At 65.4% G+C, this 16272-nt stretch carries 17 protein-coding genes and 1 pseudogene; 1 reads left to right on the forward strand and 17 read right to left on the reverse strand.

Translation table 11 applies throughout. The annotated features are described in order from the left end of the window. The 10 genes and pseudogenes from GM672_RS24250 to fliF form a co-directional block, all read right to left on the reverse strand. A pseudogene (locus tag GM672_RS24250) lies at positions 1–226 on the reverse strand (hypothetical protein); the annotation flags it as partial. Further along, on the reverse strand, positions 223–642 hold the full coding sequence (gene fliN, locus GM672_RS24255; RefSeq protein ID WP_155473100.1) for a flagellar motor switch protein FliN: 420 nt from the start codon (positions 640–642) through the stop codon (positions 223–225). The pseudogene GM672_RS24250 and the gene fliN, both read right to left, overlap by 4 nt. 71 nt (positions 643–713) lie before the next feature. After that, positions 714–1697 carry a flagellar motor switch protein FliM gene (fliM, locus tag GM672_RS24260; protein ID WP_155473101.1) on the reverse strand — a complete coding sequence of 328 codons (984 nt, stop codon included), beginning with the start codon at positions 1695–1697 and terminating at the stop codon, positions 714–716. A gap of 24 nt (positions 1698–1721) precedes the next feature. Next, complete coding sequence (gene fliL, locus GM672_RS24265) at positions 1722–2237, reverse strand: flagellar basal body-associated protein FliL (RefSeq protein ID WP_155473102.1); 516 nt, start codon at positions 2235–2237, stop codon at positions 1722–1724. A gap of 134 nt (positions 2238–2371) precedes the next feature. Next, positions 2372–3706: a flagellar hook-length control protein FliK gene (locus GM672_RS24270; protein WP_155473103.1), complete on the reverse strand. Its 1335-nt coding sequence runs from the start codon at positions 3704–3706 to the stop codon at positions 2372–2374. Between the two features lie 56 nt (positions 3707–3762). Further along, on the reverse strand, positions 3763–4203 hold the full coding sequence (fliJ, locus tag GM672_RS24275; RefSeq protein WP_155473104.1) for a flagellar export protein FliJ: 441 nt from the start codon (positions 4201–4203) through the stop codon (positions 3763–3765). A gap of 34 nt (positions 4204–4237) precedes the next feature. Then, positions 4238–5662: a flagellar protein export ATPase FliI gene (gene fliI / locus GM672_RS24280; RefSeq protein WP_155473105.1), complete on the reverse strand. Its 1425-nt coding sequence runs from the start codon at positions 5660–5662 to the stop codon at positions 4238–4240. Positions 5663–5665: 3 nt separating this feature from the next. Next, positions 5666–6418 carry a flagellar assembly protein FliH gene (locus GM672_RS24285; protein WP_155473106.1) on the reverse strand — a complete coding sequence of 251 codons (753 nt, stop codon included), beginning with the start codon at positions 6416–6418 and terminating at the stop codon, positions 5666–5668. Between the two features lie 52 nt (positions 6419–6470). After that, entirely contained in the window at positions 6471–7469 is a 999-nt protein-coding gene (gene fliG / locus GM672_RS24290; RefSeq protein ID WP_155473107.1) for a flagellar motor switch protein FliG, read from the reverse strand. Then, positions 7462–9183, reverse strand: coding sequence for a flagellar basal-body MS-ring/collar protein FliF (gene fliF, locus GM672_RS24295; protein WP_155473108.1), 1722 nt, complete (start codon positions 9181–9183; stop codon positions 7462–7464). The genes fliG and fliF overlap by 8 nt, the downstream gene beginning before the upstream one ends. A gap of 292 nt (positions 9184–9475) precedes the next feature. Between fliF and fliE the strand changes: the two genes are divergently transcribed. After that, the gene (fliE, locus tag GM672_RS24300; RefSeq protein WP_155473109.1) at positions 9476–9817 is read left to right on the forward strand and encodes a flagellar hook-basal body complex protein FliE; all 342 of its coding nucleotides are present in this window, start codon (positions 9476–9478) and stop codon (positions 9815–9817) included. 93 nt (positions 9818–9910) lie between these two features. On the opposite strand, the gene GM672_RS24305 is transcribed toward fliE, so the two are convergent. From GM672_RS24305 to GM672_RS24335, 7 genes are all read right to left on the reverse strand, one after another. After that, positions 9911–10645 carry a flagellar brake protein gene (locus GM672_RS24305; RefSeq protein WP_155473110.1) on the reverse strand — a complete coding sequence of 245 codons (735 nt, stop codon included), beginning with the start codon at positions 10643–10645 and terminating at the stop codon, positions 9911–9913. 7 nt (positions 10646–10652) lie between these two features. Further along, the gene (locus GM672_RS24310; protein ID WP_155473111.1) at positions 10653–11021 is read right to left on the reverse strand and encodes an EscU/YscU/HrcU family type III secretion system export apparatus switch protein; all 369 of its coding nucleotides are present in this window, start codon (positions 11019–11021) and stop codon (positions 10653–10655) included. Beyond that, positions 11011–12183, reverse strand: a complete 1173-nt coding sequence (gene fliK, locus GM672_RS24315; protein WP_229427789.1) for a flagellar hook-length control protein FliK — start codon at positions 12181–12183, stop codon at positions 11011–11013. The genes GM672_RS24310 and fliK overlap by 11 nt, the downstream gene beginning before the upstream one ends. A 28-nt stretch (positions 12184–12211) precedes the next feature. Beyond that, complete coding sequence (locus GM672_RS24320; RefSeq protein ID WP_229417922.1) at positions 12212–12538, reverse strand: flagellar protein FliT; 327 nt, start codon at positions 12536–12538, stop codon at positions 12212–12214. 9 nt (positions 12539–12547) lie between these two features. Beyond that, on the reverse strand, positions 12548–12997 hold the full coding sequence (gene fliS, locus GM672_RS24325) for a flagellar export chaperone FliS (RefSeq protein WP_155473112.1): 450 nt from the start codon (positions 12995–12997) through the stop codon (positions 12548–12550). A gap of 23 nt (positions 12998–13020) precedes the next feature. After that, entirely contained in the window at positions 13021–15690 is a 2670-nt protein-coding gene (gene fliD, locus GM672_RS24330) for a flagellar filament capping protein FliD (protein WP_308807499.1), read from the reverse strand. A 232-nt stretch (positions 15691–15922) separates the two neighbouring features. After that, positions 15923–16272: flagellin (locus GM672_RS24335; RefSeq protein ID WP_260115704.1), on the reverse strand; the 350-nt coding region annotated here is incomplete at its 5' end.

Raw genomic sequence — 16272 nt, forward strand, 5'->3', positions numbered from 1 at the left:
TGGCGGGTGCCGGCGCGCCAGCCAAGGCGGGGTCGACCGGCACCGTGGCGGGCTCGCCTGCCTTCACGGGCGCGACGGTGCGGTCGGTCGGCGCCGTGACGACGGGTGCGGGGGCGGCCGACGGCGTATTCGTTTGCGCGGAAACGACAAAGCTGCCGGTCAGCAGCAAGCCGGCCAGCAGCAGGGTCGTCACCACCCGGGGCGCGGGGGAAGACGCGCGCCTCATTTATTCAGTTTTCGGATGCGTTCGGACGGCGTGATGATGTCGGTCAGACGGATACCGAACTTGTCGTTCACCACCACCACCTCGCCCTGGGCGATCAGGCAACCGTTGACGAGCACGTCCATCGGTTCGCCGGCCAGCCCGTCCAGTTCCACCACGGAGCCCTGCGCCAGTTGCAGCAGGTTCTTGATGGCGATCTTGGTGCGGCCCAGTTCCACCGTCAGCTGGACGGGGATATCGAGGATGAAGTCGATATCGTTATGGGTCTCGGTCTTGTTCGCCGTCTTCGAGAAATCCTTGAACACGGCGGCCGTGGCGGCCTGGTTCTGCAGCGCTTCCGCCTCGGCCTTGGCCTGCTCGGCGATGGCGGCACCCCACAGGTCGTCGTCGGCGGTTTGGTCGTCTTGATTGTCAGACATGTTTCACTCCTGCTGTGCCGGCCCGGTGCCGGCGCTCTGTCATGGTTGTCGTGCAGGGCACGACCGTGTTTTTATTTGCTCAGCGTATCGCTGTTGGCGAGCAGCTTTTCCACCTTCAACGCGTATTGTCCGTTCAGTACGCCGTACGTGCAATCGAGCACGGGCACGCCGTCCACCGTCGCCTCGATGGTTTCCGGAATATTCAAGGGAATCACGTCACCCACCCGCATGTTCAGGATTTCGTCGAAGCTCACTTTCGCCGTGCCCAGCCTTGCCACCAGTTCCACCTCGGCGATCTGGATCTGCTGCGTCATCAGGCGGATCCACCGCTTGTCCACTTCCAGCGCCTCGCCCTGCAGCGACGACGTCAGCGCATCGCGGATCGGCTCGATCATCGAATACGGCATGCAGAAGTGGATCTGGCCGGAAACCGAACCCAGCTCGATGGTAAACGTGGACGCCACCACCACCTCGTTCGGCGTGGCGATGTTGGCGAACTGGGTGTTCATTTCGGATCGAATGTACTCGAATTCGACGGGGAACACCGGTTCCCATGACTTCGTGTACGCCTCGAACACGATATCGAGGATGCGCAGGATGATGCGCTGCTCGGTAGCCGTGAAATCGCGGCCCTCGACGCGGGTGTGGAAGCGCCCGTCGCCGCCGAACAGGTTGTCCACCAGCAGGAACACGAGGCCCGGGTCGAACACCATCAGGGCCGTGCCCCGCAGCGGCTTCATGTGCACCAGGTTCAGGTTGGTCGGCACCACCAAGTTACGGATGAACTCGCTGTACTTCGATACCCGCACGGAACCCACCGACACTTCGGCGCTGCGGCGCAGGAAGTTGAACAGGCCGACGCGCAACAGGCGGGCGAAACGCTCGTTGATAATTTCCAACGTCGGCATCCGGCCGCGCACGATGCGCTCCTGGGTTGCCAGGTTGTAGGTTCTGACTCCCGCGACTTCCTCGGGCGCGGCGATATCGTCCTGGTCGCCGTTGACGCCTTTCAGAAGTGCATCGACTTCTTCCTGGGAGAGAAAATTATCAGCCATGACTCGTGGTGGTCCGAACGCCGCTTATTGAATGATAAAGGAGGTGAACAGCACTTCCGACACCTCCTGCTCGTCGCCGTGTTCCTCGAACGGCAGGTTGACCTGTTCGAGGATTTCCTTGCCCAACTGTTGCTTGCCCTCGGGCGTGTTGATTTCCGACGCACGCTTCGAGGATAGCAGCAGCAGGATACGGCTGCGCACCTTTGGCATATTGCTCTTGATGAGCTCGGATTGCTCCGCATCGGACAGCTGCAGGGTGAACGCCAGCTGCAGGTACTGCTCGCCTTCTTCCGGCTGCAGATTGACGGTAAACGCTTCCACCGGCACATAGACGGGCGGGCCGGCCTCCTTCTTTTTCTTCTTCGATTTCTTCTTGACGGGCTCTTCCTCATGCTCGGCCGAATCGGCGCCATGCATGAAGTACCAGGCCGCACCGCCACCGCCCAGTGCCAGCACCAGCACGGCGACGATAATGATGATCAGTTTTTTCTTGGACCCGCCGCCGGCCGGTGCCGCTTCCGCTTTCGCCTCAGCCTTCATGTCGTGGTTTCGCTTTCAATGCTGTCCCCTGGGGGACGGATTCGTGACTCGATTATGGCATTATCGTTCGGCACGACGTTGCCGGATAGGGCGAACAGAGGGCAAAATTGCCCTCAGTCTATTGTTTCAAAGGTTTAGGCGAAGGTATCGACGGCGCCCAGCACGGTGCGCCGGACCACCGGCTCTGCCGGCGCGGGCTCATCCACGCCATTGCTTGCGCGATGGTTGCCCCGTCCTGCCGCAGCGGCTGCCCGGGCTTCGGCCTGCTCGGCAAAGGCCTGGCGCTGGTCCTGCGTGCCGGTCGATACGGTCGCGCTGCCCAGCTCGATGCCGGCTTCGCTCATCGTTTCACGCAGCTTCGGCAGGGCGTCTTCCAGGGCTTGCCGGGTTTCCGGTTCGGCCGCCATGAAGCTCACGCTGGTCTGCTCGTTCGACACGCTCAGCACCACCTGCATCGGCCCCAGGTCCGGCGGGTTCAAGGTCAGCGACGCGGTCTGGTCGCCCCCGGCCACCATCCACACCACCTTTTGGCCCAGCTGCTGCTCCCAGGCATTGCTGCCCACTCTTGCCTGCAGGCTGTTCGATGCGGCCACGTCGGCCGCCTGGGCCGTAGCCACCAGCGCCTGGGTGGCCTGCGGCAGCACGGCCGGGGCTTCCGCGGACGCTTCGGCCAGCTTGGCGGCAAAGGCCTCGGCCTTGATGCCTGTCTGCACCGCGCCCGCCGTCAGCTCCGCCCTGGCATTAACGGGCACGCCGTCGCCAGCCAGTTGGCCCTTGGCGGTATCGGCAGCGGCACGCAGGGTGGCCGGATCGGCGCCCATGCCCTTGCCGTGCTTGCCACCGTCCTCGCCTTCGCCCTGCAGCGCGGCCAGCGGGTCGCCTTCGGTGGCCGCACCGGTGGCATCCTCGCCGCCGGCATCGGCCGCCGGTGCGGCAGCGTTGCCCGACTGGTTATACGCCGCCACCATGGCCAGCATGGCCGCCATCGGATCGACGGCGGCCGCCGCGGCGGCCATGGCAGCATCGGTGACGGACGTGGCTTCGGCCGCCGGGTCGGTGGCTGCCTGGGCAGTCTCTGCCGTGCCCGCTGCCGCGCTCGTCGCTGCGGTCGTGGTCGCCTGTTCGGTTTTTTCCGCCCCCTGCGCCGCATTCGTTGCCGCCGTCGCGTTCGCCGCATTGGCCGCATTGGCCGTGTTGGCGGGCTGGGCCGCCTTGGCCTGGGCCGGGGCCTTCGGCGGTGAGTTGGGCGCTTGCGGCGTTTTCGGCGCCGGCGCGCTCTGCGTCTGCGGCACGTTCACCTTGATCGGCGCGGCCTGCTTGATGACGGGAGCGGGGGGCGGGGCGGGCTGGCGTTCCACCTGGCGCGCCAGCGCGTGCTTGAAATCCGTGTCGCCGGCGTTGGCCGTGCTTTTCTGGCCGGACGGCATGGCGGTGTTCAGCAGGGTGTTCTGGAGGGACTGGGTTTGCATAGTACGCGGCCTTGCTTGTGATGATCGTTGACAGGGAGATCCTGCGGCGGTGACTGCTAGCGCTTGTAGAACGCGCCCCGAGCGGCGTGCTCGTCCATGGCCTTCTGGTCGCGCTTGGCTTCGACGGCCAGTTGCTTGGCCGCCTCGCGGTCGCGCAAGGTGGTGTACGACATGCGCTTGCGCTCCGCTTCCTGCCACCTGGCCTTTTCCATCTCGCTGCGCTTCTGGGCGTGGCGCACCATGTCTTCCTGCCCGCGCACGGCCGTGTCGAGCTTTTCCATGAAAGCCTGGAAATTGCGGTAGGCCATCGGCGTGATGCCTGCTTGTTGCGAGGCGTCGAAGCGGCGGCCGTACTCGTCGCGGTAGCCGGCCAGCATTTTCAGCTTTTCCTCGGCATCGCCCACTGCCTTCAGGGCCGCACCGAGCCGCTTGGCGCTGTCGTCCGTCTCGCGGCGCGCCATGTCGATCAGGGTTTCAAGTTGGGAAGTCGAGGCCATGGTGATGATTATAGGCAACCCGGGCGCGGATCAATCAGTCGAACAGCGTGGTCAATTGCCCCAAACTCTCCGGCATCGTCACCCGTTCCGTGATCTTTTGCTGCAGGAAGTGCTCGATGCGGTCGTGCAGCTTGATGGCCTGGTCCAGCACGGGATCGGTGCCGGGCGTGTAGGCGCCCACGGCGATCAGGTCGCGGCTGCGCTCGTAGCGGGAGAACAGCTGCTTCAGGCGGCGCGCCTGGGTCTGGTGTTCCGGCGTCGTGATCGAGTGCGCCGCGCGGCTGATCGACTGCTCGATGTCGATGGCGGGGTAGTGGCCCGCCTCGGCCAGCCGCCGGTTCAGCACGATGTGGCCGTCCAGGATGGCGCGGGCCGAGTCGGCGATGGGGTCCTGCTGGTCGTCGCCCTCCGTCAGCACGGTGTAGAAGGCCGTGATGGAGCCGCCGCCCAGTTCGCCGTTGCCGGCCCGTTCCACCAGCACGGGCAATTTGGCGAACACGGATGGCGGATAGCCCTTGGTGGCGGGCGGCTCGCCGATGGCCAGGGCGATTTCGCGTTGGGCCATCGCGTAGCGGGTCAGCGAGTCCATGATCAGCAGCACGTTCTGGCCCTTGTCGCGGAAGTGCTCGGCAATGGCCGTGGAGTAGGCCGCGCCCTGCATGCGCATCAGCGGCGGCGTGTCGGCCGGCGCGGCCACGACGACGGAGCGGGCCAGGCCTTCCTCGCCCAGGATGTGTTCGATGAATTCCTTGACCTCCCGGCCCCGTTCGCCGATCAGGCCGACGACGATGATGTCGGCCTCCGTATAGCGCGCCATCATGCCCAGCAGCACGGATTTGCCGACACCGGAACCGGCGAACAGGCCCATGCGCTGGCCCCGGCCCACGGTCAGCATGGCATTGATGCAGCGCACGCCCACGTCCAGGGTTTCCACGATGGGCGCGCGGCCCAGCGGGTTGGCGGGGCGCACATTGATGGGGGCGCTGTCGGAGGTGTGGATGGGGCCCAGGCCGTCCAGTGGGCGGCCGGCGCCGTCCACCACCCGGCCCAGCAGTTCAGGGCCGACGGGCAACTGGCGCGCGCGGTCGCTGGTGCGGCGGCGCGGCTGCCCGGCAGTGGCCGCGCCCGGTTTCGGGATCAGCGGTTCGACCGGGTAGACCCGGGTGCCCGGCACGATGCCCTCGACATCGCTTTGCGGCATCAGGAACAGGCGGTCGCCCTCGAAGCCCACCACTTCGGCCTCGACCCGGCCACCGGCCGGCAGCGGCACCGTGCAGGCGGCGCCCACGGCCAGGCGCAGGCCCACCGCTTCCATCACGAGGCCGGCCACGCGCGTGACCCGGCCGGCCACCTGCATCGGCTCGACGAAATCGAGCACGGCGGCGCAGTCGCCCAGGTAGGAACGCCAGCGCCCTGCATGGGCGTCGGCGCCGGCAGGGTCGTCGACCTTGATGTCCATGGCTTACTCCAGCCAGTCCGAGGATTTGCCCAGGGCCTGCGTCAGGCGGGCCCAGCGCGATTCCACCTGGGCGTCGACCTGGTTGCTGGCCGTTTCCAGCTTGCAGCCGCCGCGGGTGAGGGCGGCATCTTCCGCGATGCGCCAGCCTTCCTTGGCCAGTTCGTCGCCGATGGCCTCGCGCACGATGACGGCGTCATCGGGATGGAGCATCAGCACGGCCGGCTGCTGTACGACGGGCAGGATGGCGACGGCGTCGCGCACGATCGGCACGATCAGTTCCGGCTTCACGGGCAGCGCTTGCTTGAGCATATTGCGCGCCAGGTGCATGGCCAGTTCCATCACGTCCTGGGAGATCAGCTTGTCGGCACCGCGCAGGGCTTCGGCGAAGTTCTGCGCCATGTCCGCCAGCGGAGCCAGCGCGGCGGCCGTCGTTTCCTGGCCTTCGCGGATGGCTTCGTCCTCGCCCGCCCGGTGGCCTTCGGCATAGCCGTCCTCGTAGCCCTGCTGGCGCGCTTCCTCGCGGATGGCGGCCAGTTCCTCGTCGGTAGGGTACTCGGGCGGCGGCGGGGTGTTGGCGAAGGCGTCATATTCGGCCTGGCGCGCCGCCGCTTCGGCCGCCGCGGCAGCTTCCTGCGCGGCCCGGGCCTCGGCTTCCTCGCGCTCGCGCGCGGCCAGGGTGCTGGGCCGCAAGTCGCCGAAGGACTTCAGTTCCCAGCGCTGGAATGCGGTTTGCTGCTCTTTCGGAATTTGGGCCAAGCCTTACCTCTGGTTCTGAAACAATTAAACGGCGGAACTTAAACGAAGGCGTTTAGACGAACGAGTCTTCGCCCTTGCCGCCCAACACGATCTGGCCTTCGTCGGACAGGCGCCGCACGATTTGCAGGATCTGCTTCTGCTGCGTCTCCACTTCCGACAGCCGCACCGGGCCCTTCGATTCCAGGTCTTCCCGCATCATCTCGCTGGCGCGGGCCGACATGTTCTTGAAGATCTTCTCGCGCAGTTCCTGCGAGGCGCCCTTCAAGGCGATGATCAGCATCTCCGACTGCACTTCGCGCAGCAGCAGCTGGATGCCGCGGTCGTCGATATCGATCAGGTTGTCGAACACGAACATCTCGTCCATGATCTGCTGGGCCATATCGTTGTCGTAGTTCTTGATATTGTCCATCACCGAGTTTTCCTGTTCGCCGCTCATGAAGTTCAGGATCTCGGCCGCGGCGCGCACGCCGCCCAGGGTGGACTTCTTGATATTTTCGTTACCGGACAACAGTTTCGTCAAGACATCATTGAGTTCGCGCAGCGCCGCCGGCTGCACGCCGTCCAGGGTGGCGATACGCAGCACGACGTCGTTGCGCAAGCGGTCCGTGAAGTGTCCCAGAATTTCGCAAGCCTGGTCGCGCTCCAGGTGGACGAGGATGGTGGCGATGATCTGCGGGTGCTCGTTGCGGATCAGTTCGGCCACGGACGGCGAATCCATCCACTTCAGGCTTTCGATGCCGGAAGCGTCCTTGCCGCCCAGGATGCGCGACAGCAGCACGGAGGCCTTGTCGTCGCCCAGCGCCTTGGTCAGCACCTGGCGGATGTATTCGTCCGAATCCAGGCCCACGGTGGAGGCGGCGGCCACTTCGTCGCGGAAGCCGTCGAGCACGTCGACGACCTGCTCGTGCGGCACGCCCTTCATCGTCGCCATGGCCGCGCCCAGCTTCAGCACTTCGCGGGGGCCGAGGAACTTCATCACTTCCGCGGCCTCGGATTCACCCATGGCCAGCATCAGAATTGCTGCCTTTTGCAGTCCGGTACTATCAGTCATTTGCGCCTATCCATGCTTTGATAACGTTCGCGACGATGCGCGGGTCTTCGGCGGCCAGCTTCTTCGCCAGTGCCAGGTTGTCGCGGTAGGTCCGCGCCGTGCTTTCTTCCATTTCGGCCATCTGCTGCGCGAAGATTTCCTCTTCCGTCGGGCCGGCCGGCTCCTCGATGATTTCCTCTTCCGGTTCCGGCTCCGGTGCATTGATCTCGTCGATCTTCTTGAACACGGGACGCATCATCGGACGCACCACCCGCATCAGGATGTACAGCAGGATCAGGGCCGTGATGAGGAACTTGGCCAGTTCCTTCGCCATCGGCAGGTTGGCCGGGTCGCGCCACCAGTCCAGGGTCGGCTCGGCCGCCTTGTCGACGCCGTCGAACGGGGCGTTGGCCACGCTGACGGAGTCGCCGCGGTCCTGGTTGTAGCCCATCGCTTCGCGCACCAGGCTGTTGATCTTGGCCAGCTCGTCGGCCGTCAGGGGGCGCACGGTGACCTTGCCGTCGGCGCCGACGATGCGGCGGTAGTTCACCACCACGCCCACCGTCATGCGCTTCAGGCCGGCGATGGCCTTCTGCTCGTAGCGCACCGTCTTGTCGACTTCGTAGTTCGTCGTCGATTCCTTGTGCATCGGCGCACCGGCGACGGCGGCGCCGCCGGCCGGCACGATGCCGGGGGCAGGGGCCGTACCGGGCGGCGCCGTTTCCAGCGGCGCCGTCGCCACGCCCGGCGGCTGGTTCGACAGGGCGCCGGGCACGCCGTTCGGATTGGCGTTGGCATTGCCGTTGGTTTCCGTGCTCTGCTGGCTGCGGATGGCCGACGGTGCCGGCGACGAGTTCGGCTTGTACGACTCGGCGGCCTGCTCGATGGCGGAGAAATCGACATCGGCCACGGCCTCGGCGCGCACATTGCCTTCGCCGACGATGGGCTTGACGATGTTCTCGACCTGCTTGATGACCTGGTTCTGCAGTTCCTGCACGTATTTCAGCTGGGTCGCATCCAGGCTCTTGATGGCCGTGTTGCTGTTCTTGTTCTGGTCCGACAGCAGGTTGCCCTGCTGGTCCACCACCGTCACATTGGCCGGCTGCAGTTCCGGCACGCTCGACGCCACCAGGTGCACGACGGCGCTGACCTGGCCCGGATCGATCGCGCGGTTCGGGTGCAGGGTGAGGATGACGGAGGCGGTGGGCTTCTGCTGCTCGCGCACGAACACGGAGGGCTTGGGCATGGCCAGGTGGACCCGGGCCGACTGCACGGCACCCAGCGATTCGATGGACTTGGCCATCTCGCCTTCCAGTGCGCGCTGGTAATTGACCTGTTCCAGGAACTGCGACACGCCCAGCTTCTGGTTTTCCATCAGCTCGAAGCCGACATTGCCGCCCTTCGGCAGGCCCTGGGAGGCCAGGCGCAGTCGCGTGTCGTGCACCTGGTCTTCGGGAATCATGATGGCGTTGCCGCCTTCGCTGAACTTGTACTTGACCTGCATCTGGTCCAGCGCGGCCGTGATGGCGCCGCCGTCGCGGTCCGAGAAGTTGGAGAACAGCACCTTGTAGGCGGGCTCCTTATTCCACAGCCACACCACCAGGATGGCGATCAGGATCGCCGCCACGGCGCCGCCGCGGATGATGTTCTTGCCCATCGGCGTCTTATAGAAAGGAACTCTCCCTTCCGTGTCGGCGGGGGCGTCGATGTCGAGTTGTTCGGCGGCAGCTGCCATGTGTGCGTTCCAGGGGCGTTAAGGTCGTCTGTTAATCGAGGGCCTTGTCGTGGATGGACCGGCCTGATGCACATTATCGGCTGCCGTACGGCAATCTAATCCGGGGAAAAGAGGCCCCTTTCCGGACCTGCTCGAGGCAGTGCATTGCGCGTGGCCTGATATTCTGGAAGCCTGACAGTGCGAGGGAACTTGGTTCCGGAAGGTGAGCACCTATTGTAGCAAGGCAAGATGGCGAGGCAATGAAGCGCGTCCGGCGCCAGTTGTGCTACCGCAACAAATTTGAGGAGTGACGATGAAGACAGGTGGAATCGACAGCAGCCAGATCCAATCGATGATCGCGCAGCTGAAGGCGGCGGCCACGCGGCCGCAGGCCACGCCGCCTGTCATCCAGACCGAGCAGCCGGCCGCCAAGGTCGACTTTTCCGACGCCCTGAAGGGCGCCCTCGACACGGTCGCCGCCAGCCAGAGCAAGGCCGAAGGCCTCAGCAAGCGCTTCCAGATGGGCGACGACTCCGTCAACCTGTCCGACGTCATGATCTCGATGCAGAAAGCCAGCATCAATATGCAGGCCACCATCCAGGTACGCAACAAGCTCGTGTCGGCCTACCAGGACATCATGAATATGCAGGTGTAAGCTGGCCGCAATATTTCCCCAAAAATGGGGACAGACCCCATTTTTCGAGAAACATTGCCAAGAAAATGGGGTCTGTCCCCATTTTTTTTGCAACTAACTGAGGCCGGCCATGCGGGCGTTGCGCTCGCGTTCGAGTTTCATGATGTAGCGCTGCACGGCGTTCATCGCGCCAGCGCTGATGTCGATGAACTGGCAGCCCAGGCGCCGGTTGGCCTTGTTGTTCATCAGGGTCATTTCCTGCGAGTTGCGGATCTGCAGGCCTGTCAGGATGGGGCCGATTTCCGGCAGGTCGATGCGGCAGCCGCCGTATTCGTGGCCGATCGAGTCGCCCAGCACGAAGCGGTTGTCCAGGATGGCGATGCCGCCGCAGCTGATGTCGGCCAGGGGGAAGGACGCCTCGCCGCCGCCTTGCTCTTCCGGCATCGTGATGACGACCTTGACGGGATTGCCGACGGGCGTCTGCATGCGGTAGAACTCGCGTCGCTGCAGGCGGATCAGGCTGGGCGGCAGGGCGATCTTCAGGGCCGGCACGGCGTCCAGCATGGCCAGCTGCATGCTTTCCGTGCCGAAGATGATGCGGATATTGTCCAGGGTCGTCTCGAACGACACGGGCCGGCCGGACATCAGCCGCGCCGTTTCTTCCGGGTCCGATGGGCGGTCCAGCAGGATCGTGTCCGTGTCCGTGTCGACGTGCAGGATGGTCGTCACGCACATATCGTTGTCGCCCAGCGGCAGCATGCGGATCATCTGCTTCTTTTCGGCGATGCCGCGCAGCAGCGCAAGGATTTCCCGACGCGATCCCACCTCGAAATCGTGCCAGTTGTCCATGTCCGCGTCATTCAGGTAAGGGTACATCGGGGTCCGTTGCTTGAGGAGGTGGGGGGATGCTCATGACCGGTGCCGAGGGCGGGGGCAGGCCGGATTTCTGCGCTGATTCAATATGATAAAGCCAGGCCAGCAGTTCCGCAATGACACGATAAAGTGTGGGCGGAATCTGCCGGTCGAGGTCGATGTCCATCAGCAGCGACACCAGTTCCTTCGATTCGTGCACGTAGACGCCGGCCTCGGCGGCGACGGCAATGATCTGCTCGGCCACCAGCCCGCGGCCCTTGGCAACCACCTTCGGCGCGCCTTCGCCGTCGCGGTAGGCCAGCGCCACGGCGCTTTGCATGGGCCGGCGGGGAATCTGGTCGTCACGCTGCATCGGACGCTCCCGGCGTTGCCGACATGGGCGGCGCCTCGGCCGCCTGGGCTTGTCCGATGGTTAGCGACGACAGCGGCGCGCCGGCCGCGTCCAGCGCGCCCTGCAGCATGCCGGCCCATGCCCGCAAGGTGTCGGCCGCCTCGCCCGTGTCGGACTGCACCTGCACGTGCACCTGGTCGCCGATCATCGTCACGCTGGCGTTGACCTTGCCCAGCAGGGGAAAGCGAAACTTGACGCCGCTGCGCCATACGGGCGCGTCGTCCTGCTCGCGGCCCCCCCCGCGCGAGCGGCCGTCGCCTTCCTCGCGCGCCACTTCCCACTGCATCTTCTGGCCCGGCCACGCTTCGCCGTGCCACTGCACCTTGCCCTGTTCCTGCGTGTGCAGTTGCTGGTTGATCATCTGCGCCGCCGACAGATCCGGCCCGGCCAGGTTGCGCGCCAGCGTTTCCGCCGGGGACTGGCCTTGTGCCTGCAGGTGGCGCTGCATCTGCGGCTCGCGCGCCAGGTCCTGCAGGGGGCGCTTGCCCTCGGCCCAGTCGGCCACATGGGATTCGTAGAACAGGCCGGACTCGCCCAGCACGCTCTGCAGTTTCTGGCCCAGCTGCTGCGGCTCGGGCCCACCGGCACCGGCCAGCGGCGCCTTGCCGTGAATGATGACGGGCGCGCCCGGTGCCGTGTAGGCCACCGTCAGGGCGCTGGCGATGGCGCGCGCGGCCGGGCTGAACGTGGCCTGGGCCGTGTTGCGGTCCAGCTGGGGCAGATTCTCGGACGAGGTCAAGGGCGCCTTGCTCAGCAGCGCGGCGGCCGTGCTCAGGGGGCGGGAATTGGTGGCCTGGGCGTCGCCCGGCTGGGTGTGCAGGATGGGCGTCTGCGGGGCGCCCGTGCCGACCTGCAGCAGGGGGCGGGGCTGGGCCGCCACCACCGCCATCGGCACTTCGCCGCCCACGTCGGCGCCGGCCGGCAGCATCATACGGGCATTGGTATCGGCCACGCGCACGAGGAAGCTGCCGTCCGACATCTTGGCCAGGATCTGGCCCTGCACGGTCTGGCCCACCAGGGGCTGCAGCGCGCGCTGGAACGCCGCCTGGCGCGGATCGGCAACGGTCGGCGCGTTGCCGACCGGGGCAGTGGGCCGCAGCCCGGGCGTGTCGAGCCGCTGCACGGCGCTCAGTTCCTGTCAGGTCCCGAAATCAGACGGCGCCGTAGGCGTTGTGGACGCGGCGTTCGGTACCGGTACTATTGATCAGCTTGGACAACTGGGCCATCCACGGCTGGATCAGGTCGCGCACCTGGCGGTCGTCGTCCAGCATCTGCTTGATCAGGGTGACCTTGCGCTGGCGCTGCTCGCCTTCCAGGCGTACGGTGTTCTCCTGCGCCTTCAGCAGGGCCACGTGATCGGACACGCGCTGTTCCAGCGCTTCCAGCCGCTCCCAGTCCGAAGCATTCGCCGCCGTCACCATCTGGCTGCTCAGTTCACCCATTGCCGCGTACACGGTCAGCACGTCTTGGTTCGTCATGTCTTCCTCTTAGTAGCGGGCCTGGGCAGGCGCCTGTTTCTGGTTGCCGATGGATGCGCCACCGGCCGGTGCATCGCCGATCTGCTGCCACGTGTCGCGCAGGTCGACCAGCAGGCCGTGCACTTCCTGCAGGATGGCGGGATCGTTCTGCAGGTTGGCCGTCAGCAGGCGCGAGCTCATGTATTCATACAGGGCGTCCAGGTTGCGTGCGATCTCGCCGCCCGCTTCGCGGTCCAGGCTGGCGCGCAGGCCGTTGTCGAGGATCTGGATGGCTTTCGACAGGGCCTTGCCTTTTTCCTCGATATTGCCGGCCTTCATTTGCGTCATGCCGTTCAGGATGGCGACGATGGCGCCGTCGTACAGCATGGTGATCAGCTTGTGCGGCGAGGCGGCGGCAATGCCGGTCTCGAGACCGACCTTGGCATACGCATTGACACCACGTTGGGGGCTTCCGAACATACGTTCTCCTAATTCCTTGGTACTCAGCTGTTGGCGGCGATGGACGCCAGCTGCTGCGTGAGGTAGCTGGACGTGGTTTGCATTTGCGACAGCATGACGTCCAACCTGCTGTACTGCGCGCGATACCGGGCTTCGATGCCGGTCAGCTTGTCGGCAAAGGCGTCGCGCTGCTTGGCGACATCCTTGATCGACTTGTTGATGCCGTCGGTGCGGCTGGTGATCTGGCCGGTCTTGCTGAGCATGGTGGCGGCCAGGTTGTTGAGCTGGTAGGCATAGCCTTGCGAGAAGCTTACCGTACCGCGGTCGCCGATGGCGCCACCGGTGATCTCGATCTTCAGGCCTTCCACGTCGGTGCCGGCCAGGCCCGTCATGGTCTGGCCCGTGCCGATGACGGCATGGCCGCCCAGCGTGCCGGCCACGTCCATGCCGGCGGCCGGCGTGGCGCCGCCGAACAGGCTGTCAGTGGTGGTGCCGCTGGTGCTGGACACGGCGATATTCGATGCCGAGCCATATTTGGCCGACGACAGCACCAGCTTGCCGTCCGTGTCGATGGTGGCCGTCACGGCACTGCCGGCGCTGGAAAACGCGGAGGTACCATTGATCGACGACTGCATCACCTTGGCCAGCTCGGCCGCCGTGTAGGTGCCGGCGGGAATCGTGACGTTCGCCGTGTTCTTCGAATTGCTGGGCGTGCCGTCGTTCAAGGTCACGGCCCAGGTCGTGTTGGGGGCGATCGTCGTGCTGGCCGGCACGGCGGCGGCGCTCGTCATTGCACCCTGGGTCGCCATCTGCGTGATGGTCAGGCCATACGTGCCTGGCTTGGTGGCCGATGTCGAGCTGGTGAACGACACGAGCGTATCGCTGGAGCGCCCGACGGCACCGAACAGGGCGCCGATATCGTCGAACGAGGTTTCCAGCGCCTTCGAGAACTTCGACGAATCCAGGCTCAGCGTGCCGTCCTTGGCGAAGCTGATGCCGACCGAACCGAGCGTGGTCAGGTTGCCGGACAGGCCGCTGATGGTGCTCGTCATCATGCGGCGTACTTGCGCCTGCACGGACTGGGCCGTGGAGTCACCCTGCAGTGCGCCACCCGATTTGGTGTCGGCGTTGTAGCCGGTCAGCTTCTTCAAGGTGCCGTTCAGGTCGTTATAGGCCTTGACGAAGGATTCCACATTGCTCTTCACGGTGCCCGTGTTCTTGCTGACGTTGAGCGTGCTGGAACCCGTCTGCGTCACGGTCAGGGTCACGCCCTGGATCGCTTCACCCACATTGTTCGAGTGGCTGGTCACGGCAATACCGTTGACGGACAGCTTGGTGTCCTGCGCGGCCGTGGTCTGCGTCATCTTCTGGGCGCCGGACGGGTCGTAGCTGAGCATGTCCACCAGCGCGGCATCGGGCGGGTCGGTATCGTTGCCGCTCAAGGTCATCTTCATCGACGAGTTGGCGCCGGTCGCGTTCGACGTGAACACCAGGTGATACGGGTTGGCGCTGCCGTCCGAGACGATGGTGGCCGTCACGCCCAGGCCGGCCTTGTTGACGGCGTCGCGGATGCCTTCGAGTGAGTTGTTGGTCGAATCGATGGTGACGATGCCCGAGGCGATATTGGCATCCTGGGTGAACGTGCCGCCCAGGTAGGTGCCGCCGGTGCCGGCGGTCAGGCCGGCGACGGTCGGGTTGCTGCCGGCGATGGTGATCGGGCTGGCATCGGTCGAGCTCAGCGAAATGCCACTGACGGCGGTGGCGCTGGAGCCGCCATTGACTTCGCCGCCGCCATTGCCGATGCCGCCCGTGACAGCTGCCGGGCTGCCGGTGACTTTTTCCTCGACCACCAGGTTGGCGCCGTCGGCGCGGGTGAACTTCAGGTCGCCGCCGGCGGCGGTGCCGCTGATGGTGATGCCTGCGTTGGTCAGGGCCGTCAGCACGGTGCTGGGATCGGTCAAGGCGGTGTCGATCGACGCTGCCGTGAGCCCGGCGCCCGCACCCACGTTGGCGCCTTGCGCGGCCAGCTGCACGCCGCCGACGGAGAGCGTATAGCCGCCGTCGGCTCCGGTCGTCACTTCGCCGAAATTGGCGAACAGTGAGGCCGACGTGGCTGCCGGCTGGGCCGTGGCCGTCACACCCGTCGTCGTGCTCTTGGAATTGATGGCTTCGGCGAGGGCGCGCGCACTGGTCGTCGTGCTGTCGGTGGCGATGGCCGTGCCGTTGATCGTCAGCGAACCGTTGCTGATACCGTCGCGGGCAATGTTCGCCGCCATGGTCGTGCCGGCCATGCCGAAGCCGCCGCTGACGCTGCCGAACTGGAAGGAGATGCTGGTCTTGGCGCCTGTGCCGATGGACGACTTGTTGCTGGCGATGCCAGGCGTCGTCAAGGTCTGGCTCTGGGCCAGCTGGCTGACGTTGATCTTGTAGTTACCGGCAACGGCCTTGGCACCCGCCGATGCGGACAGCACCTCTGGCTTGCCGGCAGTGGCGGACAGGGCCTTGAAGTCGGTGGCCTTGGTCAGACCGCCCAGGGAAGCCTGGAACACGCCCACGGCGCCGCTGAGCGAGCCATAGGCGCTCAGCTTGGCCTGGTACGACGCCGTCTTCTGGTCGTACTTGGCCAGTGGTGCGGCCTCGGCCTGCATCAACTGGGAAACGATGGTACTGACGTCCAACATGCCGCCGGACGCTGAGACTCCTGAAGTTGCCACGGCTTGCTCCTGGGAAAACGATAATATAAGTCATTATCGGCAGAATCAAACGAGACTTGAGAGGGGAAAACAGGTGCCAGTTTTGGCGATGGGAAATTAGCGGTGTATATCGTTGCCAAAGGCGAAAAAAAGGGCCGCCGGCGAAGTGCCGGCAGCCCAAAATCCCACCACAAACAAAAAATTCCCCGGCCAGAGCAGCGCGGGGAATCGTATTACTTCGCCGCTGCCGGAATTAACCGCGCAGCAGGCTCATCACGCCGTTCGGCAGCGAGTTGGCCTGGGCCAGCATCGCGGTACCCGCCTGCTGCAGGATCTGGCCACGGGTCATCGTGGCGGTCTCTGCGGCGAAGTCGGTATCGACGATCCGGCTCTTCGATGCCGACAGGTTCTCGGTGGTCGATGCCAGGTTCGAGATGGCCGACGAGAAGCGCGACTGCAGTGCACCGTAGGCGGCGCGCTGGGTGTTCACGGTCGACAGGGCGGCATCGGCGATCTTGATGGCAGCCTGGGCGCCTTCGAAGGTCGAGATGTCCAGGCTGGCGACGGACTTCAACGTCGAGGTATTGCCGCTGGCCAGACCGG

Source organism: Pseudoduganella buxea, from assembly GCF_009720835.1.
In the GTDB taxonomy this organism is placed as follows: Bacteria; Pseudomonadota; Gammaproteobacteria; order Burkholderiales; family Burkholderiaceae_D; genus Rugamonas; species Rugamonas buxea.